General features: G+C 44.4%; 19 protein-coding genes and 2 riboswitches. Of the genes, 12 read left to right on the top strand and 7 right to left on the bottom strand.

Going from position 1 to position 19,149, the window contains the following annotated elements:
* Positions 1 to 5 precede the first annotated feature (5 nt).
* Positions 6 to 93: riboswitch (cyclic di-GMP riboswitch) on the top strand.
* A 21-nt stretch (positions 94 to 114) separates the two neighbouring features.
* A complete protein-coding gene (locus VP98_RS18515) occupies positions 115 to 252 on the top strand; it encodes an anti-repressor SinI family protein (protein ID WP_082087859.1) in 138 nt (45 codons plus the stop codon).
* 91 nt (positions 253 to 343) lie between these two features.
* Here the strand turns inward: VP98_RS18515 and VP98_RS06300 are convergent, their stop codons facing one another.
* A complete protein-coding gene (locus VP98_RS06300) occupies positions 344 to 670 on the bottom strand; it encodes a helix-turn-helix domain-containing protein (RefSeq protein ID WP_046174486.1) in 327 nt (108 codons plus the stop codon).
* Positions 671 to 868: 198 nt separating this feature from the next.
* Positions 869 to 1,495, bottom strand: a complete 627-nt coding sequence (locus tag VP98_RS06295; protein ID WP_046174485.1) for a DUF975 family protein — start codon at positions 1,493 to 1,495, stop codon at positions 869 to 871.
* A gap of 128 nt (positions 1,496 to 1,623) precedes the next feature.
* Between VP98_RS06295 and VP98_RS06290 the strand changes: the two genes are divergently transcribed.
* Together VP98_RS06290 and VP98_RS06285 are read left to right on the top strand one after the other, a co-directional pair.
* Entirely contained in the window at positions 1,624 to 2,934 is a 1,311-nt protein-coding gene (locus tag VP98_RS06290; protein WP_231584130.1) for a M48 family metallopeptidase, read from the top strand.
* Positions 2,915 to 3,361, top strand: a complete 447-nt coding sequence (locus tag VP98_RS06285) for a YaiI/YqxD family protein (protein ID WP_046174484.1) — start codon at positions 2,915 to 2,917, stop codon at positions 3,359 to 3,361. Before VP98_RS06290 ends, VP98_RS06285 begins: the two co-directional genes overlap by 20 nt.
* Positions 3,362 to 3,397: 36 nt before the next feature.
* On the opposite strand, the gene VP98_RS06280 is transcribed toward VP98_RS06285, so the two are convergent.
* The 4 genes from VP98_RS06280 to VP98_RS06265 form a co-directional block, all read right to left on the bottom strand.
* Positions 3,398 to 3,727: a helix-turn-helix domain-containing protein gene (locus VP98_RS06280; protein WP_046174483.1), complete on the bottom strand. Its 330-nt coding sequence runs from the start codon at positions 3,725 to 3,727 to the stop codon at positions 3,398 to 3,400.
* A 128-nt stretch (positions 3,728 to 3,855) separates the two neighbouring features.
* Positions 3,856 to 4,560 (bottom strand): twin-arginine translocase subunit TatC, encoded by a 705-nt coding sequence (tatC, locus tag VP98_RS06275; RefSeq protein WP_046174681.1) that lies wholly within the window; start codon positions 4,558 to 4,560, stop codon positions 3,856 to 3,858.
* 79 nt (positions 4,561 to 4,639) lie between these two features.
* On the bottom strand, positions 4,640 to 4,837 hold the full coding sequence (tatA, locus tag VP98_RS06270; RefSeq protein WP_046174482.1) for a twin-arginine translocase TatA/TatE family subunit: 198 nt from the start codon (positions 4,835 to 4,837) through the stop codon (positions 4,640 to 4,642).
* Positions 4,838 to 4,849: 12 nt separating this feature from the next.
* Positions 4,850 to 6,493: a PhoX family protein gene (locus tag VP98_RS06265; protein ID WP_046174481.1), complete on the bottom strand. Its 1,644-nt coding sequence runs from the start codon at positions 6,491 to 6,493 to the stop codon at positions 4,850 to 4,852.
* Between the two features lie 177 nt (positions 6,494 to 6,670).
* Between VP98_RS06265 and VP98_RS19070 the strand changes: the two genes are divergently transcribed.
* From VP98_RS19070 to VP98_RS06230, 7 genes are all read left to right on the top strand, one after another.
* On the top strand, positions 6,671 to 6,847 hold the full coding sequence (locus VP98_RS19070) for a hypothetical protein (RefSeq protein ID WP_197076560.1): 177 nt from the start codon (positions 6,671 to 6,673) through the stop codon (positions 6,845 to 6,847).
* The gene (locus VP98_RS06260) at positions 6,804 to 7,664 is read left to right on the top strand and encodes a prohibitin family protein (protein ID WP_046174480.1); all 861 of its coding nucleotides are present in this window, start codon (positions 6,804 to 6,806) and stop codon (positions 7,662 to 7,664) included. Before VP98_RS19070 ends, VP98_RS06260 begins: the two co-directional genes overlap by 44 nt.
* Before the next feature lie 124 nt (positions 7,665 to 7,788).
* Positions 7,789 to 9,231: an LPXTG cell wall anchor domain-containing protein gene (locus tag VP98_RS06255; protein WP_046174479.1), complete on the top strand. Its 1,443-nt coding sequence runs from the start codon at positions 7,789 to 7,791 to the stop codon at positions 9,229 to 9,231.
* On the top strand, positions 9,228 to 9,869 hold the full coding sequence (locus VP98_RS06250; protein ID WP_046174478.1) for a class A sortase: 642 nt from the start codon (positions 9,228 to 9,230) through the stop codon (positions 9,867 to 9,869). Before VP98_RS06255 ends, VP98_RS06250 begins: the two co-directional genes overlap by 4 nt.
* A gap of 652 nt (positions 9,870 to 10,521) precedes the next feature.
* Positions 10,522 to 10,911, top strand: a complete 390-nt coding sequence (locus VP98_RS06240) for a GntR family transcriptional regulator (RefSeq protein WP_046174476.1) — start codon at positions 10,522 to 10,524, stop codon at positions 10,909 to 10,911.
* Positions 10,904 to 11,803 carry an ABC transporter ATP-binding protein gene (locus VP98_RS06235; RefSeq protein ID WP_046174475.1) on the top strand — a complete coding sequence of 300 codons (900 nt, stop codon included), beginning with the start codon at positions 10,904 to 10,906 and terminating at the stop codon, positions 11,801 to 11,803. The genes VP98_RS06240 and VP98_RS06235 overlap by 8 nt, the downstream gene beginning before the upstream one ends.
* Complete coding sequence (locus VP98_RS06230) at positions 11,778 to 13,769, top strand: ABC transporter permease (protein ID WP_046174474.1); 1,992 nt, start codon at positions 11,778 to 11,780, stop codon at positions 13,767 to 13,769. Before VP98_RS06235 ends, VP98_RS06230 begins: the two co-directional genes overlap by 26 nt.
* Positions 13,770 to 13,806: 37 nt before the next feature.
* Here the strand turns inward: VP98_RS06230 and VP98_RS06225 are convergent, their stop codons facing one another.
* Complete coding sequence (locus VP98_RS06225; RefSeq protein WP_046174473.1) at positions 13,807 to 14,529, bottom strand: hypothetical protein; 723 nt, start codon at positions 14,527 to 14,529, stop codon at positions 13,807 to 13,809.
* 191 nt (positions 14,530 to 14,720) lie between these two features.
* Here VP98_RS06225 and VP98_RS06220 point away from each other — a divergent pair, with 191 nt between their 5' ends.
* Together VP98_RS06220 and VP98_RS06215 are read left to right on the top strand one after the other, a co-directional pair.
* Positions 14,721 to 16,856, top strand: coding sequence for a 5'-nucleotidase C-terminal domain-containing protein (locus tag VP98_RS06220; protein WP_156151326.1), 2,136 nt, complete (start codon positions 14,721 to 14,723; stop codon positions 16,854 to 16,856).
* Positions 16,857 to 17,019: 163 nt separating this feature from the next.
* Positions 17,020 to 18,387 carry an aspartate kinase gene (locus VP98_RS06215; protein ID WP_046174471.1) on the top strand — a complete coding sequence of 456 codons (1,368 nt, stop codon included), beginning with the start codon at positions 17,020 to 17,022 and terminating at the stop codon, positions 18,385 to 18,387.
* A 535-nt stretch (positions 18,388 to 18,922) separates the two neighbouring features.
* A riboswitch (cobalamin riboswitch) is annotated at positions 18,923 to 19,095 on the top strand.
* Positions 19,096 to 19,149: the final 54 nt, after the last annotated feature.

The following is a 19,149-nucleotide window of genomic DNA, read 5'->3' as shown; positions in this document are numbered from 1 at the left end:
AACAAATGTGACAAGGGAAAACTTACTGAAAAGTAAGGGCGCAAAGTTACAGATCCTAAAGTGAACGTATGCTTGGATGGCTGTGCTGCCGAAAGCGGGAGGAGAAGCCGTAAGATGGATAGGCTTGAAATTCATACCGTTGAGGAAGAATGGGTCAGTTTACTGTCTGAAGCGAAGCAATTGGGCTTGTCAGTCCAGGACATAAGAGAGTTTTTAAAAACAGCACATCAAGAGGAGCATAGAAAAGATTGACGTTTCTCATCATTTATATACGTATAAACTGAAAGCAGCTGATCCGCCAGAGACCGGCTGCTTTTCGTTATGAAAGGAAAGCGTAACGGGCTCAATGGGCTTTCTGCCACTTTTGAAATTCCAGAAATTCCTTAAACTGCTCTTTGCTTGTTCCGGATTCCATTGCTTCTCTGGCAAGCATCATCCATTCCTCGTCTAACCCTGATCCGGTTTCACGGGCAGATTCATCCAAAAGCTGATTTAAATTAATGTCAAGTACCCGCGATACTTTTGTTAAAAACTGAACAGAAGGATTTAATTGAATGTTGCGTTCGACCGAAGAAATATACGACTTGGCTGTCTCAGACCGGGCAGCCAGTTCAGTCAGTGTCATCCCTTTTTCAAGACGAAACGATCGGATTCTCTCGCCAATGGACATTGCTATCTCCTGCCTTTTTATTTGTTTTATTCCAGACATGTTTTTTAGAAAGCATTATAAAAATGAATCGATCTCTCCAAAAAATTCTACCATATGTTTGAATAAATTGTCGAATTTATCTTTCTATTCAGACATATATTACAAGGGATTTTTTACTTTCTGCTTATCGCTAAAAAACGGCTCAGTTATCTGAGCCGTTTAAAATGCGTTGTTTTCTTCATACTCTGCCCGAATCGTATTGTAGAAATGGGCATATGTCACGCTCATGTAAGGAGCGATCCAAAGAAAGCCGATGAAAAGGGTGACAATTCCGAGCAGAATCCATCCGATAAAGGAAAGGCCGAGCACAAATGCTTCTCCTTTGTGGCCTTTCATCATTCTCCGTGATTTTGTAATAGCCTGCAGCGGGGAAAGCCCGGGTTCATCACGTAAAATGTAATACGTCATCATGTAAGAAAAAGATTTAACAATGCCAGGAACAAAAAGCAGCAGGAACCAGAAAAATAAAAACAGGCCTTGAAGCAGTGATACGAGAATGCTTTTGCCAAACATGGTTTTATATGGCTCAATCAATTGGGCAAACCCGATCTTTTGGCCGCGTGATAAATCCACCCATGCCCAAACTAAGCCGATTGTCATTGGAATAAACAAAATCGAAAAAGCGAGTACTGCGATATCTTTCCAGGAAAAGTCGTATTCGTCTGGATTAATAATAACCTCGGGAGCGCCAGCGAGAAGCATAGAGACAATGAAAAGACCTACAGCGATCGGCCAGTTTCCTTTGAGCGAAGCGCGTGCTTTTGCCCGTAATTTACTGTAATACATATGCATTCCACCTTTCTTTTCTTATATACGTATGTTTTTCTTAAAAGTTCCCTTTTTTATATTGACCCCTGTAAAATTTTGTCGTATCTTGAAAAGAATGAATACGAGTATAAAAAGGAGAATATTAGGTGGAAAATCGTAATTTAGTAGATCCGAAAGAAACCATTTATTTTATTATGTGCTGCTTTATCAGCATTAGTTTGTACATTGCCTTATTTTTTTCTATTATCGTTCTTCCTATCATTTTAGGTATGTTTCTATTGTCTTTATTTTTTCATGCTATCATGATTGGTTCCATTCGCGGCAATGGCGTTAAATTAAATGAGCAGCAGTTTCCAGATGTGTATGAGCGGATTCAGGAATTGTCAATGGAAATGCGGCTGAAAAAAGTTCCGGATGTATTCATTGTACAGTCGGAAGGAGCGTTAAATGCCTTTGCGACCCGTTTTTTTGGCCGGGATATGGTTGTTCTTTACTCGGAGGTATTTGAGCTGGCGCGCCAGCAGGGAGAAAAGGAGCTGGAATTTATCATCGCCCATGAACTGGCGCATATAAAGCGCCGCCACTTATGGAAAAGCTGGCTGACTTTGCCGGCATCGTGGGTTCCTTTTTTAAGTGAGGCTTATTCCCGGGCGGCTGAATATACGTGTGACCGCCATGCGGCACACTTTATAAACGATGGCCAGGCAGCGAAACATGCATTAACAATGTTAGGTGTAGGCAAATTATTATACCAGGAAGTAAATGAAGAAGCGTATCTCCGCCAAATTCAACAAGAATCGAATCTGTTTGTCTGGCTTGCCGAGAAATGGTCGACGCATCCGGTACTGCCGAAGCGGGTTCAGCATATTAACCAGTTTATGCGGCTGCCAGAAGCAACGTATTATCATTCACCGAAAGGGAAAATAATCGCGGGCGTTGGAGCGGTTGTACTGGCCGGCAGCCTGGTAACAGCTGGCGGAGCATATGCATTTTCAAAAATAAGCGACTCCAGCTTGTTTTCCGACTTGATGGAAGATGAGTTTATGACAGAGGACATAATGGGAGAGGAAACGGATGCTATGCTGGCCGCCGCTTCAGGCGACACTGCTTCGTTAAAAGAGATGATTGAAGAAGGGGAAGACCTGGATGCCCTTAACAGTAACGGTGAAACAGCTCTGCACTATGCAGTCGAAAACGGGCAGGCGGAATCAGCGGCCCTGCTTTTAGAGGCAGGGGCAAATCCAAATATAGAAGACGAAAATGCGTACACACCGCTTTGGCTTGCATATGACTATGGGGATGAAGAGATCGCCCGGCTGTTGATGTATTATGGAGCGGATCCGGATCAAGAAGACGCATATGGGGATACTGTAAGAGAAACAGCGGAACAAGACGGAGACAGCCTGTTTTTATCTATTTTTAATGGGGAGACGTTAGATGACGGCCTTGTTAATTGATGCAGATGGCTGCCCGGTTGTAGATCTGGCATGCCGTGCAGCCAAAAGCCATGGGCTGCCTGTTGTCTTGATTTGCGACACGGCTCACGAAATAAACCGGCCTGATGCAGAAACCATTATTGTGTCAAAAGGAGCCGATGCGGTTGATTTTGTGCTCGTTAACCGGGTGCAAAAAGGTGATATTGTCATAACCCAGGATTATGGGCTGGCTGCTATGGTGCTGGCCCGCGGAGCTTATGCGATTGATCAAAACGGGCGTGAATACACGAATGATAATATTGACCAGCTTCTATTAAGCCGGCATACGGCAAAGAAAATCAGGAAGGCTGGCGGACGGCTGAAGGGTCCTGCTAAACGGCAGGAAAAGGATAATGAATCTTTCATTCTTCAATTAAACAGCCTGCTCGGCCGGGCAATGAAAAAATAAAAAAAGCAGCGGCTGTATAAACCGCTGCTTTTTTATTTATTCTCCTGATTGTTTCTTCCATTTTTGAAACTCTAAAAATTCCCGGAATTGCTCTTTACTGATACCCGATTCCATTGCTTCTTTTGCTAAAGTAACCCATTCATCATCGACCATTTCGGGTGATTTCTGTGGTTCAGCAATGAGTGACTCAACAGACACATTCAGCACCGAGGCAATTTTTGTCAAAAATTGAATAGAGGGATTCATCTGTAAGTCCCGTTCTACAGATGAAAGATACGACTTTGCCACCGACGCCCGCGACGCCAGTTCGGTCAAAGACAGCTTTTGCTCGACACGCAATTTCCGAATACGTTCTCCAATCGACATCCAATCACCCTTATCGTGTTTTCCTGTTATAAATATTATCAAAGAATGAACTTGAATTATACAGATGAACAAAAAAAAGGATTGAATTTTAAAAAATAGTAAGCAAAAAGAAGGCCGCGCCGGTGAAGTTAATTCGCGGCAGCGGCCAGTTTCCGTTTATAAACCATTTTTGATAGAGAAACACTTACTTCATATAATAAAATTAGCGGGACAATTACAAGAACGTCTGATAGAAAGTCAGGCGGAGTAATTAAAATGGAAATAACAATCAGCGCGAAGTAAGCAAACTTCCGCATTTTTTGCAGGTTGTAAGGATTTAAAATACCGAGACTTGTTAAGAACATCATAATGACCGGCATTTCAAATAGAACACCGAACGGAAGCGTCATATGAAGCAGAAATTTAAAGTATTTTTCTGTTGTGAAAAAGGTGGCGAACATATCACCGGAAAGTGACATTAAAAACGACAGTACGATTGGAAATAAAACAAAGTAACCAAATGACAGGCCCCCTAAAAACAAAAAAAACAGAGCAGGAATATAGGTGACTGTAATTTTTCGTTCCGTGGGGGATAAAGCAGGCCGCACAAACAGCCAGGTCTGGTGGGCGGCAACTGGAATGGTTGCGGCGCCAGCCACAACAACGGCGATCAGGACATACACCATGATAATATCGCTCGGCCCAAGCAGTGCGAGCTTAAAAGGCAGATCTTTTACAAGGTAATGATAAATATCCTGTACAAATGTAAACGACACAATAAAAAAAACAAGAAAAGCTGCAACAGTAATAATAAGCCTTCTGCGCATTTCTTCAAGGTGCTCAAGTGCTTTCATATTATTTTGCTTTTCCACAAGCCCGCCTCCTAAAAAAGCCGTTCCCCTTGCATAAAGGGGAACAGCCGAAATAGTCATTTTACACAAGTGTTTTTTCTTTTTTCTTTGCCGGCTTTTCTTCTTCCTCATCTGATACAAGCTCACGTGTAGATTTTTTGAATTCTTTTAAAGTTGAACCAAAGGCCCGGCCAATTTCTGGCAGCTTGGACGGACCGAAAATGATTAGCGCGATCACCAGAATTAAAATTAATCCCGGTACGCCGATATTTTGCAGCATAACGTTTCCTCCTTAATATTTAAAGCCAGTGATGGCAACGACAGATGGACGCGGCTGATTGTCACCTTTGCGGTGAGGCCACATGCTTGTTGGTTTTTTCGGATCCTCTGTTTCTTCACCCGGGTGCTGAACAGCAAGGAAAAGAGTTGTTTCATCGTCTGTAAAGCAAGGGCCTGTCAGCTCTGCTTCAATTGGCGCTGAAGCGAATTGGTACGCTTCACCCATCGCATCGCCGCTTGTCGGGATAACAAACACGCCATTGTTTTGGAAGGTTTCATAAATTCCTTTTCCGACCGAGCTTGATGAAATGTCAGTAACGGTCCAGAGGTTGCCATCGCTGTCAAACGTTAAGTTATCCGGTGCGCTGAAGCCACTTTGGCGTCCGCCGCAGGCAAAGATTTCAAAATCGAATGTCAATGATCCAAGGTCGTCATTTGCTTCAAGGAAGCGGGTGATATGGCCGTGCATATTGCCGTGTTTCGAATTGTTTGTGTGAGCGATAAAAACGGATTTGTCAAACGGGCTGATTTCGACATCTTCCGGGCGGTCTGTTGGTGTAGCGCCCAGTAGAACGGCTGCATCGTGCGCATTAACGAGTACATCTGCCTGAGTTTGGAATTTAGCCAAAAGCTCAGCATTGCCCTTTGCAGCGGCACGAACTGCGTCAAGAGTCAATGCGACCCATGTACCTTTGGCCATGTTTGCCGCATACAATGTGCCTTCTTCAAGCAAATCGGAGTTGGCCTGCTTGCGCGATTTCACATATTTATTTTTGCTGATGAACTTATATACACATGCATCCTGCTTGTCATCACCCATGTAAACAGCAAGACGGCCGTCATTTGTTAAGCCCATCGCTGAATTTTCATGGTGAAAGCGGCCAAGCGCTGTATGTTTACGCGGAGCAAAGTTTGGATCAAACGGATCTACTTCAACAATCCAGCCGTAATGTGTTTCATTTAATGAAGCGGCTTCGGATGTTGATTCATAATTTTCTTCTGCTGATAATACTGTATTCCAAAGCGTTTTTCCGCCGGAGCAGTTGGCGAATGTCCCCTGAACAATATCAACGCTTCCAACCGCTTTTGAGCCGCGGGCCGGACCTGTTAAGCGGAATGGGGTTAAACCGGTAATACGGCGTGCATACTTTGAAGATGTATCCATTTTCCAAACGCCGTTTTCGTCCTGGTGAATTTCGATGATCGAACCGCCCTGGTTATAAAGAAGCTTTTGAATTTGCGAAGCTGTATACTTGCCGTTTACAGGTGCACCTGTCACCCATAGGTCGCTTGTGTACTCATGGTTAACCCAGAGCAGGCCCCGCTGGCTGGATCCGTTGATAGGAAAAAACATGGTAAAATCATTATTATAGCCGAATGTATCGCCGGCTTTGTTAATAACATCGCCGTATGCAGCAACTACATCATATTTGTAGCCTCGCGGCAGAACGAGTTCGTCTTTTCCAGATGGCTGAATCGGTTTGAAATTTAAACCGGAAACCTTTTTCTTAATGCCGAACAAATGAGAAGCGGCCTTTGTTCCTTCAGCTTGAGTTTTAGGGGCAAATGCACCTAAACCTGCTGACGCGACTGTTAATGCTGTAACACCTGTTCCAACATACGTTAAAAATTTTCTTCTGTTTAAATCCTGAGACATGCCTGGATCCCACCTTTATATATTTTTATTAAACTCCCATTTGTTATGGTAGAAAAAGATTGTAAAGAAAAATCGGTTCAATTGTGTGAATTTTGTTAAAAAGTATTAAGTTTATAAAAACATTTGAAACTTTCTTTACAATTATTTCGTAGAACTAAGTAAAGAGGTGAGCGACTAATGAAAGTATTTATTGGCTCTGTTATTGTACTGATTTTAATTGGCGCAGGAATATGGCTGATGCTGTCACCGTCTTTTAAGAAAGTGGGAGAAGCGGCCAGCAGGGTAAAAGAAAATTTTAAGGAGGATGAGAATGGAAAAGGTAACACCGGTAAAGAAAAACAAAGGCATGAATAAAAAGGTCGTAGGCGGTTCGCTTGTTGCAGTTGCACTTATTTTAGGATTGGCTCTTTTATCAATGTTTATTGAGAAAATTCCGAACGGCTATGTAGGAGTTGTGTACAGCCCAAACGGAGGCGTGCAGGATGAAACACTCGGGCAGGGCTGGCATCTGGTCGGCTTATTTGACAAGGTGACAGTGTATCCAATCCGGATGCAGACCGTAAATTATAAAGACATCCAGGTCGCTACTTCCGACGGAAAAAGTGTCACGGTCGATTTTGCTTATAACTACAGCATCCAGCCTGATAAAGTGGTAGATGTATTTAACCAATTTGGCCCAATCGAAGTAGAGCAAATTGAAGAATCGTACTTGCGCACGCGCCTGTGGGATGCGGGGCGGAAAGGGATCGCCAAGTATTCAGTAATTGATACGTACGGAGAGAAATCTTCAGAAGCGGCCGTGGATGTACAGAATCTTTTTGCGGAGGACATTCAAGATCTTGGATTTGTTGTGGATAATATGACGCTCGGTGTTCCAAAGCCGGATGAATCGACTCAGGCGGCTATCGATAAGCGAGTGGAAGCAGCGCAGGAGCTTGAACGAAAGCAAATTGAGCTGAAGATCGCCGAAGCAGAAGCAGAAAAAAAGAAAATCGAAGCGCAGGGGATCGCAGATTATAACGAGATTATCAAGCAGTCTATTTCACCAGAAGTTATCCAAAATAAATGGATTGAAAAATGGGATGGTGTAATGCCGAAAGCCACCGGCTCTGAACAGCTGATTTCCATTCCGATCGATGAAACAGCGCCTGCAGAATCAAAGCAGCAGTAAAAAGGGACCTCACCGATAAACGGCGAGGTCTTTTTTTTTGGAAAATCAGCGTGGTTTTTAATTCAATTCATGGTAAAATTATCTAAGGAATGAAAATAAAAACAAGAGCAGGGGAGAGAGATATATGAAAAATTGGTTGCTGACGCTGCTGATGCTGTTTGCAATGGCAGGTATGCTGCAGCCTGTCCAGGCAGCAGAAACAGCATTTTACACAAAATCTGCTATTGTCCATGCGGATGGTTCCACTGCATCTGCCTATGCGGTGAATGAGCCTGTAACCATTCAAATCAACTGGAAGTATAACGGGCAGGAACCTGCTGTTTATAAAGTGCCTGATCCTTTTAAAATCAGCAAAGACGGCGAACAGCCTTTAAAAACAGCTGAAGGTGAAACGATTGGGACCCTGAATTTAAACGCAGCCCAAAACACAGCCACAGCTGTCTTGAACGAGTCCACGGCCGCCGGTGCAGCGGGTACTGCGGTGATTCCGGCTTCACTGGATAAAGCTAAATTAGCAAAAACAGGAGCACAAAGCGTTCAATTTTCAACTGGTGAAACAATTTCGTTTACCGTAACAGAAGCGTCAGCGGGTGCCATTAAATTGATCGCCATTGACTCGGACTCCAAGGCAAAGCTGTCCGGCTCCACTTTTACGGTAGAAAACGATTCTGGAAAAATCGTGGCTTCACTGACAACAAACAGTGCCGGAGAAGCTTCTGTTCCAAATCTTGAATTTGGATCTTACACAGTAACGCAAACGGCGGCGCCAGCAGACTATGCAGTGCCGGCCGATCCATGGAAAGTGGAGTTAAACACCGTGCTTGTAACGAAGGAAGTTTTGCATGAAAAAGCAATAGGCTTAACAGGTGCTTTGAATATTACAGCTGTTGAAAAAAATACAACAACGCCTATTGAGGAAGCCGTGTTTGAATTAAAAACAGAAAACGGCCTTTTTTCAAAAAAAGTAGTGACGGACGAAAAGGGAAAAGCGTCTTTAACGGGTCTTGCCTACGGGAAATATACATTAACCCAGAAAGAGACAGATAAAGATTACGTACTGCCGGCAGAGTCATGGACTATCACTATTGACAGCCAGACGCCGGTTGAACAAAAAATTGAAAATGCTCTTGTGAACGGCTATGGGACACTGAATATTACCCTGGTGGACTCTTCTTCAAGCGCGGCACTGAAGGGAGCAGAGTATTCCCTTTACAATGAAGAGAAAAATCTGGTTTCTAAAATGGTAACTGACGACAAAGGGGAAGCTTCTTTTGCGAATTTAAAGGCAGGCAGCTATACCCTTGAAGAAACAAAGGCTCCGGACGGCTATACACGCTCAACGGAGAAACCGGCTGTCACCATTAAAAGCGGTGAAACAGTTGAGTTGAATTTGAAAAATACAAAAGCAGCCGCCGCAGCGGCAAGTTCTACAACGAAAACGACCACAACAAAAGCGGCCGGGACGCTTCCGCAAACGGGTGACGAATCCGGCATGATGTACGTATTCGGAGGCGTATTATTTGCAGTGGGGGCGCTGTTGCTGATGAGAAAAGGAAAACATGCGTGAAAGCAAGACAGGTTATTGGCGTTCTTTTTATTCTCGCAGCCATTGTACTGATTGGAGCGCCCTTTTTAAAGTATGAATTGCTTGAAGCGAGTTCGGAAAAGGTAACGGCTAAAACGCTGACACCGGAAAAAATTCAGCAGAACAATGAACAGCCGGCTGAATTTGATATGGAGGCCATCGAACCGCCTTCTGTGATAGACAGCGTTATTCAAGAAACAAAAGCAGATCCGGCGGTTATCGTCGGACAGATTGAAATTCCATCGGTAGAGCTAAGCCTGCCGATTTTAAAAGGCACCACCAATGAAAACTTGATGGCCGGTGCGGCTACAATGCGGGAAAACCAGTGGATGGGTATTGGCAACTATCCGCTCGCCGGCCATCATATGAAGCGGGATGACCTTTTATTCAGCCCTGTTTTAAAAGTGAAAAAGGGCGACTTAATTTACGTAACGGATTTAACGTATGAATATACGTATGAAGCAGTGAAAACAGAAGTGGTTCATGAAAGCCGGACCGATATAATAGAAAATACGATTGATCCGATTATTACCCTAGTTACCTGTTATGGTTCGGAAGACAGGGAAAAGCGTTTTATTGTAACAGGTGAGCTGAAAGAAACGAATGAATATGAAAAATAAAGTGCGCTCTTAAGGGCACTAGAGGCTGGCGGCTTTGTCGCCAGTCTTTTTTATGTGTGTTCTTCTACCACCAAGCGGCTTATGGAAAGATGCTATGGAGTTGATTTGGGCATATTTGCTCCTTAAAAGATAAAAAAAGTTCCTATTCACTCCTTGCTTATTGATTTTCAAAGCTGCCTGGTGAAAGGCTGGATGAATGCTCCTGCACTGTCTCAAGGTGTGCGGAGTCAAGCCAGCTTCACTTAAAAGAATGTCCGTCTAGAAATCTCCTGAAATGATCATTTATATAGGCGGAAAGTGATGCTGTACACTTTTTTAAAAAAGCCCAAAAGAACAGCGTCATTCATAGCCGCTTCTTTTGAAAAGGAGCGGGCGGAAGGGCTGGCGGCGAAGACTCCCGCAGGACGAGCAGACGGGCTGGTTCAGCGTTCGCCCCGGCCGTTAGCGAAGCCGCCAGCCCGAAGCCCACTATGCTGCCTCTGAAAGAAATTGTTAGGTGCTTGGAAATGGAGCCTTTCTCCGCATTGATTTTGAACGCAGTTCTTAATGCCTGCCTATTGGAAATTTTTAAAATAAATATTGCATATTTCCAAAACATCTGTATTATTTATATTAATACAGTTAATACGGTTTGATAAAAAGGAGGACGGCGATGTTCACCATTGATACGAGAAGCCGCACACCAATCTATGAACAATTAATGGAGAAACTGAAGGAATTGATAATCCGTGAAGTAATGAAGGAGGATGAGCAATTGCCCTCAGTCCGGGTGCTGGCACAGCAATTAACGATTAATCCAAACACCATTCAAAAAGCCTACAGAGAATTGGAGCACCAGGGCTATATTTACTCAATCCCGGGAAAGGGAAGCTTCGTATCACCGGTAAAAAACGAGATCAATAAGGAGCGGATGGAGATGTTGCGGAAGGAACTTGAGCGGATCGTCGGCGAAATTTTATACCTGGGCGTGCCGAAAGATGAAGTGATTAAGCTCATTGAAACAATGGAAGAGCCGGAAAGGAGAGAAGACAAGAATGATTAAGGCAGATCAGGTCTCGAAGCGGTTTGGCCGTTTTGAAGCAGTAAAAAGCGTACAGGTTCATGTGAAAAAAGGATCTATTTACGGGCTGCTTGGCTCAAACGGTGCCGGAAAAACAACATTGCTTAAAATACTGTCAGGGATTATCGAGGCAGATCACGGGAAGCCGACAATTGAGGGAGAGCAGATTTTTGAACGGCCGGATATCAAAAAGCGCATCTTATTTATTCCAGATCAGCCTTATTTTTTTCACCAAACGTCTTTGCTGCAGATGGCTTCTTTCTATAAGGCTGTATATGAGCGCTGGAATGAAGAGCGGTTCCGCCAGCTTTATGAACATTTTGCTCTGGATCCAAAAGCAAAGCTGTCCCGGATGTCCAAAGGGATGCAGCGCCAGGCCGCCTTTATTTTAACGCTGTCGGCAATGCCGGACGCGCTTATTCTGGACGAGCCCTTTGATGGACTGGACCCGGTTATGCGCCAGCAGGTAAAAAATCTGCTTATTCAGGATGTAAGCAGCCGGAAAATGACAGTGCTTGTTTCTTCGCATAACCTGCGGGAAATGGAGGATTTCTGTGACGCGGTCGGTGTTATGCATAAAGGAAGCCTGCTATACGAGAAAGATTTGGAAGAGTTAAAAACAGATGTAAGCAAGCTCCAGGTTGCATTTAAAAAAATGCCGAATGAATCGTTTTTAAAAGGAATGAATGTCATGCACTATGAAAAGCGAGGCCGCGTGCTGACTTGTATTGTCCGCGGCAATGAAGGGGATATTGACCGTCATGTGCGTTCCTATGAACCGGCGATTTATGATGTGCTGCCGCTTACGCTTGAAGAAATTTTCACGTACGAAATGGGGAGTGTCGGCTATGAAATCCGGAATCTTATCGTTTAATAAAGGCTTATTTTTAAAGCACATAAAGTCTTTAATGTGGGTAAGTATCTTTTTTCTTCTCTCACAAATTGTTTTACTGCCGCTTGGCATTCTTGTTTCCCTGCGTGATGAATGGAGAGTAGAAACACTTCTGTACGAAAAGCCTGATAACATGCTTATGGCGGTTTCTTATTCAATGCAGTATGTAACCTATATGGTTTTTCCCGTGCTTGCCGGGATTATTTTAACCAGTTATATGACGAAGAAGGGCTCGTCTGACTTCGTACACAGCCTGCCTTTCAAGCGCAGTACACTGTTAACCCATGTGTATGCGGCTGGCGGTGTTTCGCTTTTACTGCCTATTCTTTTGAATACGGTCCTGGTTTTTCTCATGCGTCCGTTTGTTCATCCGATTACGTATTCGGCTGGTGATATTGCTGAGTGGGCAGGCGTCTCAATGTTTGTGGTGCTGTTTATGTTTGTTGTGACCGTGCTGATTGGATTATTCGTTGGGCCGGCCATTTTACAGGGGGTAATGGCTTATGGGATTTTAGTTCTGCCAGCAGCTTTAATCATTACCACGTTAATGAACGCCCGTTATTTTATTAAAGGGCTGGCTGCACAGGCTTATACTTCAAAAATTGCCGAAGAGGGTATTTTCCTGGTCCGGGCTGCGAGCTATGAAAACAGGCCTTTTACTGGAACAGAATGGGTTGTTTATTTCGTTATTCTTCTGCTTGCGATGGCTGCTTCTTACTATATGTATCAAAAAAGGCCTGCTGAAGCAGTTGATGAAACGATTGTGTTTCCGATTTTCCGCTGGATCTTTATCCTGGTTTTAACCTTTGCGGCGATGATGATTGGCGGCCTTTACTTTGGCGAGCTGCTTGGCGGCACAGTCAGCTGGGTAATTGCGGGCTGCATCATTGGAGCGCTTGCCGGATACACTATCCTGCAAATGATTGTGCAAAAGTCGCTGCGTCTTGTATGGCCGTGGAAGGGATTTGTTTTTTACGCTGTTTTGATTGCGGTTCTGCTTATCCCCGGGGCGATTTTTGCCAGATCGTATGAACAGGCGCTGCCGGAAGCCAGCGATATTGAAAAAGTGTACATTGGCGACAGTCAAATCCCATTTGAAAATCAATTTTATATGGAAGAGCAAAAAGGCTTTCTGCAGCCGGATGCCGGCTTTATGACAGGAGCGGATTCCATTGAGCAGGTACGCAGCCTGCACAGCGAGCTGATAGAAATGGAAAATGGCATCCGGTCCATGGAGAATTATGCTGTAACCATTACCTACAAAATGAAAGATGGCAGCCTGGTGCGCCGTCAATATATGGCTGATCCGCAATTGCTTGCCGATGCGGCAGAGGAAATCCGGTCAAATCCCGAATTTATTAAGGCATCCAATGCGCTGTTTGCGTTAAAGGATCCTGATACGATCGAGTACCTTGCCGTTTATAATGGGGCAAATGGGATACAGATGGCGAATGTAGCAGACCAACAGTCGCTGGCAGCCATCAGAAAAGCGCTGGAACAGGATGCAATGTCTTCAAAAGCAGCAATGTTTGCGCCGGGTACCAATTCAGATGCCGGCTCTGTTGAGTTTTATATCGGAAAAGATATGACACAGGTTAATATCTACCAGCAGGTTAGTTTGGGAGATGAGCAGACGATCAAAGCGATTCGGTCATCTGTGCCGGACGGTCAGCTGTTTGCTTCGGCCGAGCTGGTTTCTGAGGCGTATATTGTGGAAGCAGAAAACAAAGGAGATTTGCAGGCATTAAATGAATTTATCTGGAGTGAAGAGGAAACGCCGGACTTAAAGGATATGCCGCTCAGCTACCGTGAAGTAACAGACAAGGCGGAAATTAAGAAGCTGTTAAATCCAGCGGGACTTACTGAAAACAGCAGCCGGCTGCTCGTTTTAAAATGGGAAGAAAATGCCGGATATTCAAACATTACTATTTCCGGCTTGAAAGAATAAAAACAAGCAGTGCCTTGCAGGGCACTGCTTTTTGCTGTCAGCGAACGAGGGACTGCCAGGACGCGGCATGATGAACGGCGATTTGGCATTCACACTCTGTGGCAATTTTGTTTACTTCCCGATTAAAGTAAGCCGGGCTTTTTCCATAAAAAGAAATTCCTGCTGCTTCGGCTTCTTTAATGGTTTCAACCGCGATGATTACTTCTTTGCCAGCATCCCGGCCCAGCGCCAATTCCTTCCGGGCCGCTTCGATAATGCGCTCGGCACTGTCGCGATAAGCCATCACGACTGTATAATCGGCACGGTCAACAACAAATTCCGCCAGTGTTCCGCCGGCTGAAGCAGGAATTTCATCATACCAGAAGGGAATATCCACACCAAGCAGCCAGCCGCTTTCCGCTGCTTGCTTTATCACCTGTTCATACCGGTGAACTGCCCGGGCCTGATCGGTTTCCCACTCGTCGGATAAATACGGCTCAATATCCAGGTGAATGCCATCCCAGTCAAAAGAGCGGATTTGCTCCAAAAAAGCTGCCAGGTCTTCTTGAGTATAAGCAGGTGCTCCGTCCAAAGCATGAACTCTTATATGCTGTTTGTGCAGCTTGTTAATAAAAGAATGATAGACTTGCCCGGGAATGGACGGGTCAAACTGGATATAAACATCTTTAACCTGTTGTTTTTGAAAAAATAAAAGTATTTTATCGGTATTTTGTACAGAGGATAGATCCCATACCCATGTCGCTTTTTCCGGTTCCGCCAATTTGCATCCTCCTAATAAAAAGGAAATGAGAAAAAGAACAAATGCTTTTTTAAGCAATGTAACAAAACCTTTCCTTTAATATGAATTTGTTGTATGAATTTTTTTAATATTTTGTAATATCGTTGTTATTTTGTTTAAAATCCATTAAACTATCGAATAAATATCTATAGCTATCCAGGGAGGAATTTATTTTGAAATCCTATTATAAGTTTACCACAGCCTTCACAGCTGCTGCATTGGCGGTTTCGGCAGGAAGTGTTTCGGCTGCTTCGCCTTTTAAGGATGTGCCGAAAGGATATGAAGAAGCAGTTCAGTTTCTTGCAGATAACGGCATAGCAAAAGGAATAAGCAGCCAGGCGTTTGGTACGCACTCTTCAATTAAGCGGGTTGATGCAGCTGTTCAGCTTGCCCGGGCTTTAGGATTTAGTGAAAAAGATACATATGAAGAAGCTGGATTTACCGATGTGCCTGCAAGAGGGGAATGGGCGGTCAATGCACTGGCCGAAGCCGGAATTGCCTCTGGAAAGTCTTCTGAAACATTTGGCTCGAACGATCCGATTACCCGGGTGGAGGCAGCGAAGTGGCTTGCTTTAGGATATGAATTAGCCATTGATGCTTCCGTTTCCAAAACAAAATTTGGGGATGTAAATAAAAACTGGGCTCCTTATGTAGATGCGCTGCAAAAATCAGGCATCGCTTCGGGCAAAAGTGCTGTAAAATTTGGCGCGACAGACCAGTTATCCCGCGGTGAATGGGCGTTGTTTTTACACAGGGGAGCTCAGCAGCTGCCCGACGGATTTGAGTTATCTGTTATTCATACAAATGACACGCATGCCCACATTGATAATGCAGCCCGCAAAGCAACTGTTATCGAGGCTCTTCGTGAAGAACGCCCTTCTTCCTTGCTTTTGGATGCCGGCGATGTGTTTTCCGGAACTCTTTACTTTAATGAATTTAAAGGACAGGCAGACCTTGAATTTATGAATTTGCTTGGCTATGATGCGATGACATTCGGCAATCACGAATTCGACCTTGGCACAGAGCCGCTGGCGGCATTTATTAAAAATGCCAAATTCCCATTTGTATCGGCAAATGTAAATGCGGGCGCGGATGCTAATCTTTCTTCGTTAATGAATGAAACGGTAACGGATAAGCCGATGAACGGTGAAGTGTACAACGGCATTATTAAAGAAGTGGATGGTGAGAAAGTCGGTATTTTCGGCTTAACCACAGCAGAAACAAAATCCATTTCGTCTCCTGGAGATGATGTGGTTTTTGAGGACTATATCAAAGAAGCGGAAAAAGCAGTGGCGTCTTTTGAAGCGGAGGGCATAAATAAAATTGTGGCGCTGACTCACATCGGCTTCCAGGATGGCGGCGGTGATAATGATGTGACGCTGGCAAAAGAAGTGGAAGGCATTGATATCATTATAGGCGGCCATTCCCATGACAAGCTGGATGAGCCGTATATTGATGAAACAGGCGATGAGCCAACCATTATTGCGCAGGCAAATGAGTATAACAAATTTGTCGGCACGCTTGATGTTGTTTTTGATGAAGATGGTGTGGCGACGGAGTATGCGGGTGAACTGATTGAAGTAGATGCGCAAAATGACGATGACACCTATGTTTTTGAAGAAAATGCAGAGGTGAAAAAGATTTTAGCGGAAAAATATACACCGGCTGTTGATGAAATGAAAGCCACGGTTGTTGGGTCTGCTTCTGCGGCGCTTGATGGTGAACGGGCAAACGTCCGTACAAAAGAAACCAATCTTGGCAACTTAATTACAGACGCTATGCTTGCCAAAGCGAAAACAATTGATGCTGCCACTGTCATTGCCCTGCAAAACGGCGGCGGTATTCGTGCTTCTATTGATGCGGGCGATATTACAATGGAAGAAGTCCTGACTGTTATGCCGTTCGGCAACGCACTTGCGATTATGGAGTTAACCGGTGCAGAAATTAAATCGGCGCTTGAGCACAGTGTCAGCCTTGCCCCGGATCAAAATGGCGCCTTTTTGCAGGCGGCCGGCTTAAAATTCACTTATGACTCCTCGAAGGATGCAGGATCGCGTGTGACAGCCATCCAAGTCAATGAAAACGGAAGCTACAAACCGATTGAAGAAGCAAAAACATACAAGGTTGCGACCAACACATTCACTGCAAAAGGCGGCGACGGCTACACAATGTTTAAAACAGCGTATGATGAGGAGCGTGTGAGCGAGCCAGGCTACGTTGACTGGGAAACATTCACAGAGTATTTAAAAGCAAATCCAAATGTGAATGCAGCAGCAGAAGGCCGGATTACGGATACAGCAGCACAATAATATTTCTAAAAACCGTTCAGGCAATGGAGAATGCCTGAACGGCTTTTTCTTTTTATAATGAAATTCTGATAATTTCTTCTTTTTTGCCAGAAACGGTGGTATAATTTTTTGGATAAAGCGCATTTTCATCTAGGAATGCAGATCAGCAAGGAGTGGCAGAGAAATGATCGTATGTAAATTTGGCGGCACATCCGTTGCCAGCGCCGAACAAATTAAAAAAGTAGCATCTATCGTAAAAGAGGATCCAAAGCGGAAAGCGGTTGTTGTTTCCGCACCCGGTAAACGCTTTGGCGACGATATAAAAGTAACAGACTTGTTAATTGCGCTTGCTCATGCATCCCTTCAGGATCAAAATGCGGAAGCGGAATTACAAGCAGTCGTCGATCGTTATGCGGATATTGCAAAGGGCCTTGGCCTTGATAATACGATCGTAAAGGTGATTGAACAGGATTTGCGCGGACGCCTGCAGGAAAACCGCGACAATCCGCCATTGTTTATGGACCAGCTGAAAGCGAGCGGGGAAGACAACAACGCGAAATTAATCGCCGCTTATTTCACAAGCATCGGGCTGGAAGCAGAATATGTGAATCCGAAAGAAGCAGGCTTAATTGTCAGTGATGAGCCAGGACGTGCCCGCGCTCTTCCGGAAGCATATGAAAATCTGGCAAAGCTTCGTGATAATGGAAAAATCGTTGTATTCCCGGGCTTTTTCGGCTACACAGAAAAAGGCGTTATGATGACGTTTGCCCGCGGCGGTTCAGACATTACGGGTTCTATCCTGGCTGCTGCTTTAAAAGCAGAGCTATATGAAAATTTTACAGATGTTGACTCGGTATTTGCCGCAAATCCGAATGTGGTGGACAACCCTGCTGAAATTAAGCGGATGACGTATCGGGAAATGCGCGAATTGTCATATGCAGGCTTTTCCGTTTTCCACGATGAAGCCTTAATGCCCGCATTCCAGCATTCTGTTCCAGTTTGCATTAAAAATACAAACAATCCGTCTGCGCCGGGCACAATGATTGTCGCAGAACGCGAATACTCAAAAAGCCCGGTAATCGGCATTGCGGCAGATTCAGGCTTTTCAACGCTGTATGTCAGCAAATATTTGATGAACCGCGAACTCGGTTTTGGCCGCCGTCTCCTGCAGATTTTAGAAGAAGAAGAAGTGTCCTACGAACATACACCGTCTGGCATTGACGATTTATCCGTCATTGTCCGAAGCCACCAGCTTACACCTGAAAAAGAAGAGCGTATTTTAGCCCGCTTCCGTGATGAGCTTCAGGTCGATAAAGCGAACGTAGAGCACGGCTTTGCGATGGTGGTGCTTGTTGGGGAAGGTATGCATAACACACTTGGTCTTTCTGCGCGGGCAACTGCCGCAATTTCCCGTGTAGGAGCAAACATTGAAATGATTAACCAGGGCTCATCAGAAGTCAGCCTTGTATTTGGCATTAAAGCAGAAGATACGGACAATGTTCTGCGCGAGCTTTATAAAGAATTTTTCAGCAAGAGCGCCGTTCTTCAATAATAAATAAAACAGCCGCAGCACTTGTTGCTGCGGCTGTTCCATTCTATCAAGCAGATGGGACAATTTTGTAAATTAAAAGACCCTCCGTTATGACGAGGGCCTTTTCGTCATCTTATTGTAGTTTGTCGAGAATGCTTTTGCCAGACATACGCGTTCTATGAGAATCGCTGTATGATTTACGCAGGTTATGTGTCCCTATGCGTTTTTGGATTTTCGGGTAAACGATTGGAGCAATAATGGCACCGTACTTGATTAACTTTTTCAAATTCATGTTGGTCATCTCCGTTCTAAATTCTTCGTAGTAGATTTTATACCCGTGATCAAAAAAATCAAACATTACATTTAGTATACCACAATGCGATAAAAAATTTCTAACGATAAAAGGTTTTCCGGTTTATTTATGATAAAATAACAAAGTTCGAAACGTGCTTTATAATAGGAATGGACATTCGTAAAGAAAATGAGAGGCATCTTTTTGGCTGTACAAAAAATGCACAATATGTTACCATTCGGAAGTATCCAAAACACAATATCTAGTATGCGATGAAAAGAAGGTACCAGTAATGGTATAAAAGGGAATCCGGTTAAATCCCGGAGCTGTCCCCGCAACTGTAAGTGCAGACGAATGCCCCGGGCCACTGTGAAAACGGGAAGGCGGCAGGAGGATGACGCACGAGCCAGGAGACCTGCCTGCTTTTCTGTAAGCGACACTTTCTTCGGGGGTTGAGAGGTGGAAGCGGCGAATTCTGCCAGTTTCCTCAT

The organism is Domibacillus indicus, from assembly GCF_000970685.1.
GTDB classification, from domain to species: Bacteria; Bacillota; Bacilli; order Bacillales; family Domibacillaceae; genus Domibacillus; species Domibacillus indicus.
This window is presented reverse-complemented; position numbering and strand designations above follow the sequence as displayed.

What these genes read in the sequence shown, in the direction of transcription:
- VP98_RS18515 (WP_082087859.1), top strand. Translation starts at nt 115, where the DNA reads ATGGATAGGCTTGAAATTCATACCGTTGAGGAAGAATGGGTCAGTTTA.
- VP98_RS06300 (WP_046174486.1), bottom strand. Translation starts at nt 670, where the DNA reads ATGTCCATTGGCGAGAGAATCCGATCGTTTCGTCTTGAAAAAGGGATG.
- VP98_RS06295 (WP_046174485.1), bottom strand. Translation starts at nt 1,495, where the DNA reads ATGTATTACAGTAAATTACGGGCAAAAGCACGCGCTTCGCTCAAAGGA.
- VP98_RS06285 (WP_046174484.1), top strand. Translation starts at nt 2,915, where the DNA reads ATGACGGCCTTGTTAATTGATGCAGATGGCTGCCCGGTTGTAGATCTG.
- VP98_RS06280 (WP_046174483.1), bottom strand. Translation starts at nt 3,727, where the DNA reads ATGTCGATTGGAGAACGTATTCGGAAATTGCGTGTCGAGCAAAAGCTG.
- tatC (WP_046174681.1), bottom strand. Translation starts at nt 4,560, where the DNA reads ATGAAAGCACTTGAGCACCTTGAAGAAATGCGCAGAAGGCTTATTATT.
- tatA (WP_046174482.1), bottom strand. Translation starts at nt 4,837, where the DNA reads ATGCTGCAAAATATCGGCGTACCGGGATTAATTTTAATTCTGGTGATC.
- VP98_RS06265 (WP_046174481.1), bottom strand. Translation starts at nt 6,493, where the DNA reads ATGTCTCAGGATTTAAACAGAAGAAAATTTTTAACGTATGTTGGAACA.
- VP98_RS19070 (WP_197076560.1), top strand. Translation starts at nt 6,671, where the DNA reads ATGAAAGTATTTATTGGCTCTGTTATTGTACTGATTTTAATTGGCGCA.
- VP98_RS06260 (WP_046174480.1), top strand. Translation starts at nt 6,804, where the DNA reads ATGGAAAAGGTAACACCGGTAAAGAAAAACAAAGGCATGAATAAAAAG.
- VP98_RS06255 (WP_046174479.1), top strand. Translation starts at nt 7,789, where the DNA reads ATGAAAAATTGGTTGCTGACGCTGCTGATGCTGTTTGCAATGGCAGGT.
- VP98_RS06240 (WP_046174476.1), top strand. Translation starts at nt 10,522, where the DNA reads ATGTTCACCATTGATACGAGAAGCCGCACACCAATCTATGAACAATTA.
- VP98_RS06235 (WP_046174475.1), top strand. Translation starts at nt 10,904, where the DNA reads ATGATTAAGGCAGATCAGGTCTCGAAGCGGTTTGGCCGTTTTGAAGCA.
- VP98_RS06230 (WP_046174474.1), top strand. Translation starts at nt 11,778, where the DNA reads ATGAAATCCGGAATCTTATCGTTTAATAAAGGCTTATTTTTAAAGCAC.
- VP98_RS06215 (WP_046174471.1), top strand. Translation starts at nt 17,020, where the DNA reads ATGATCGTATGTAAATTTGGCGGCACATCCGTTGCCAGCGCCGAACAA.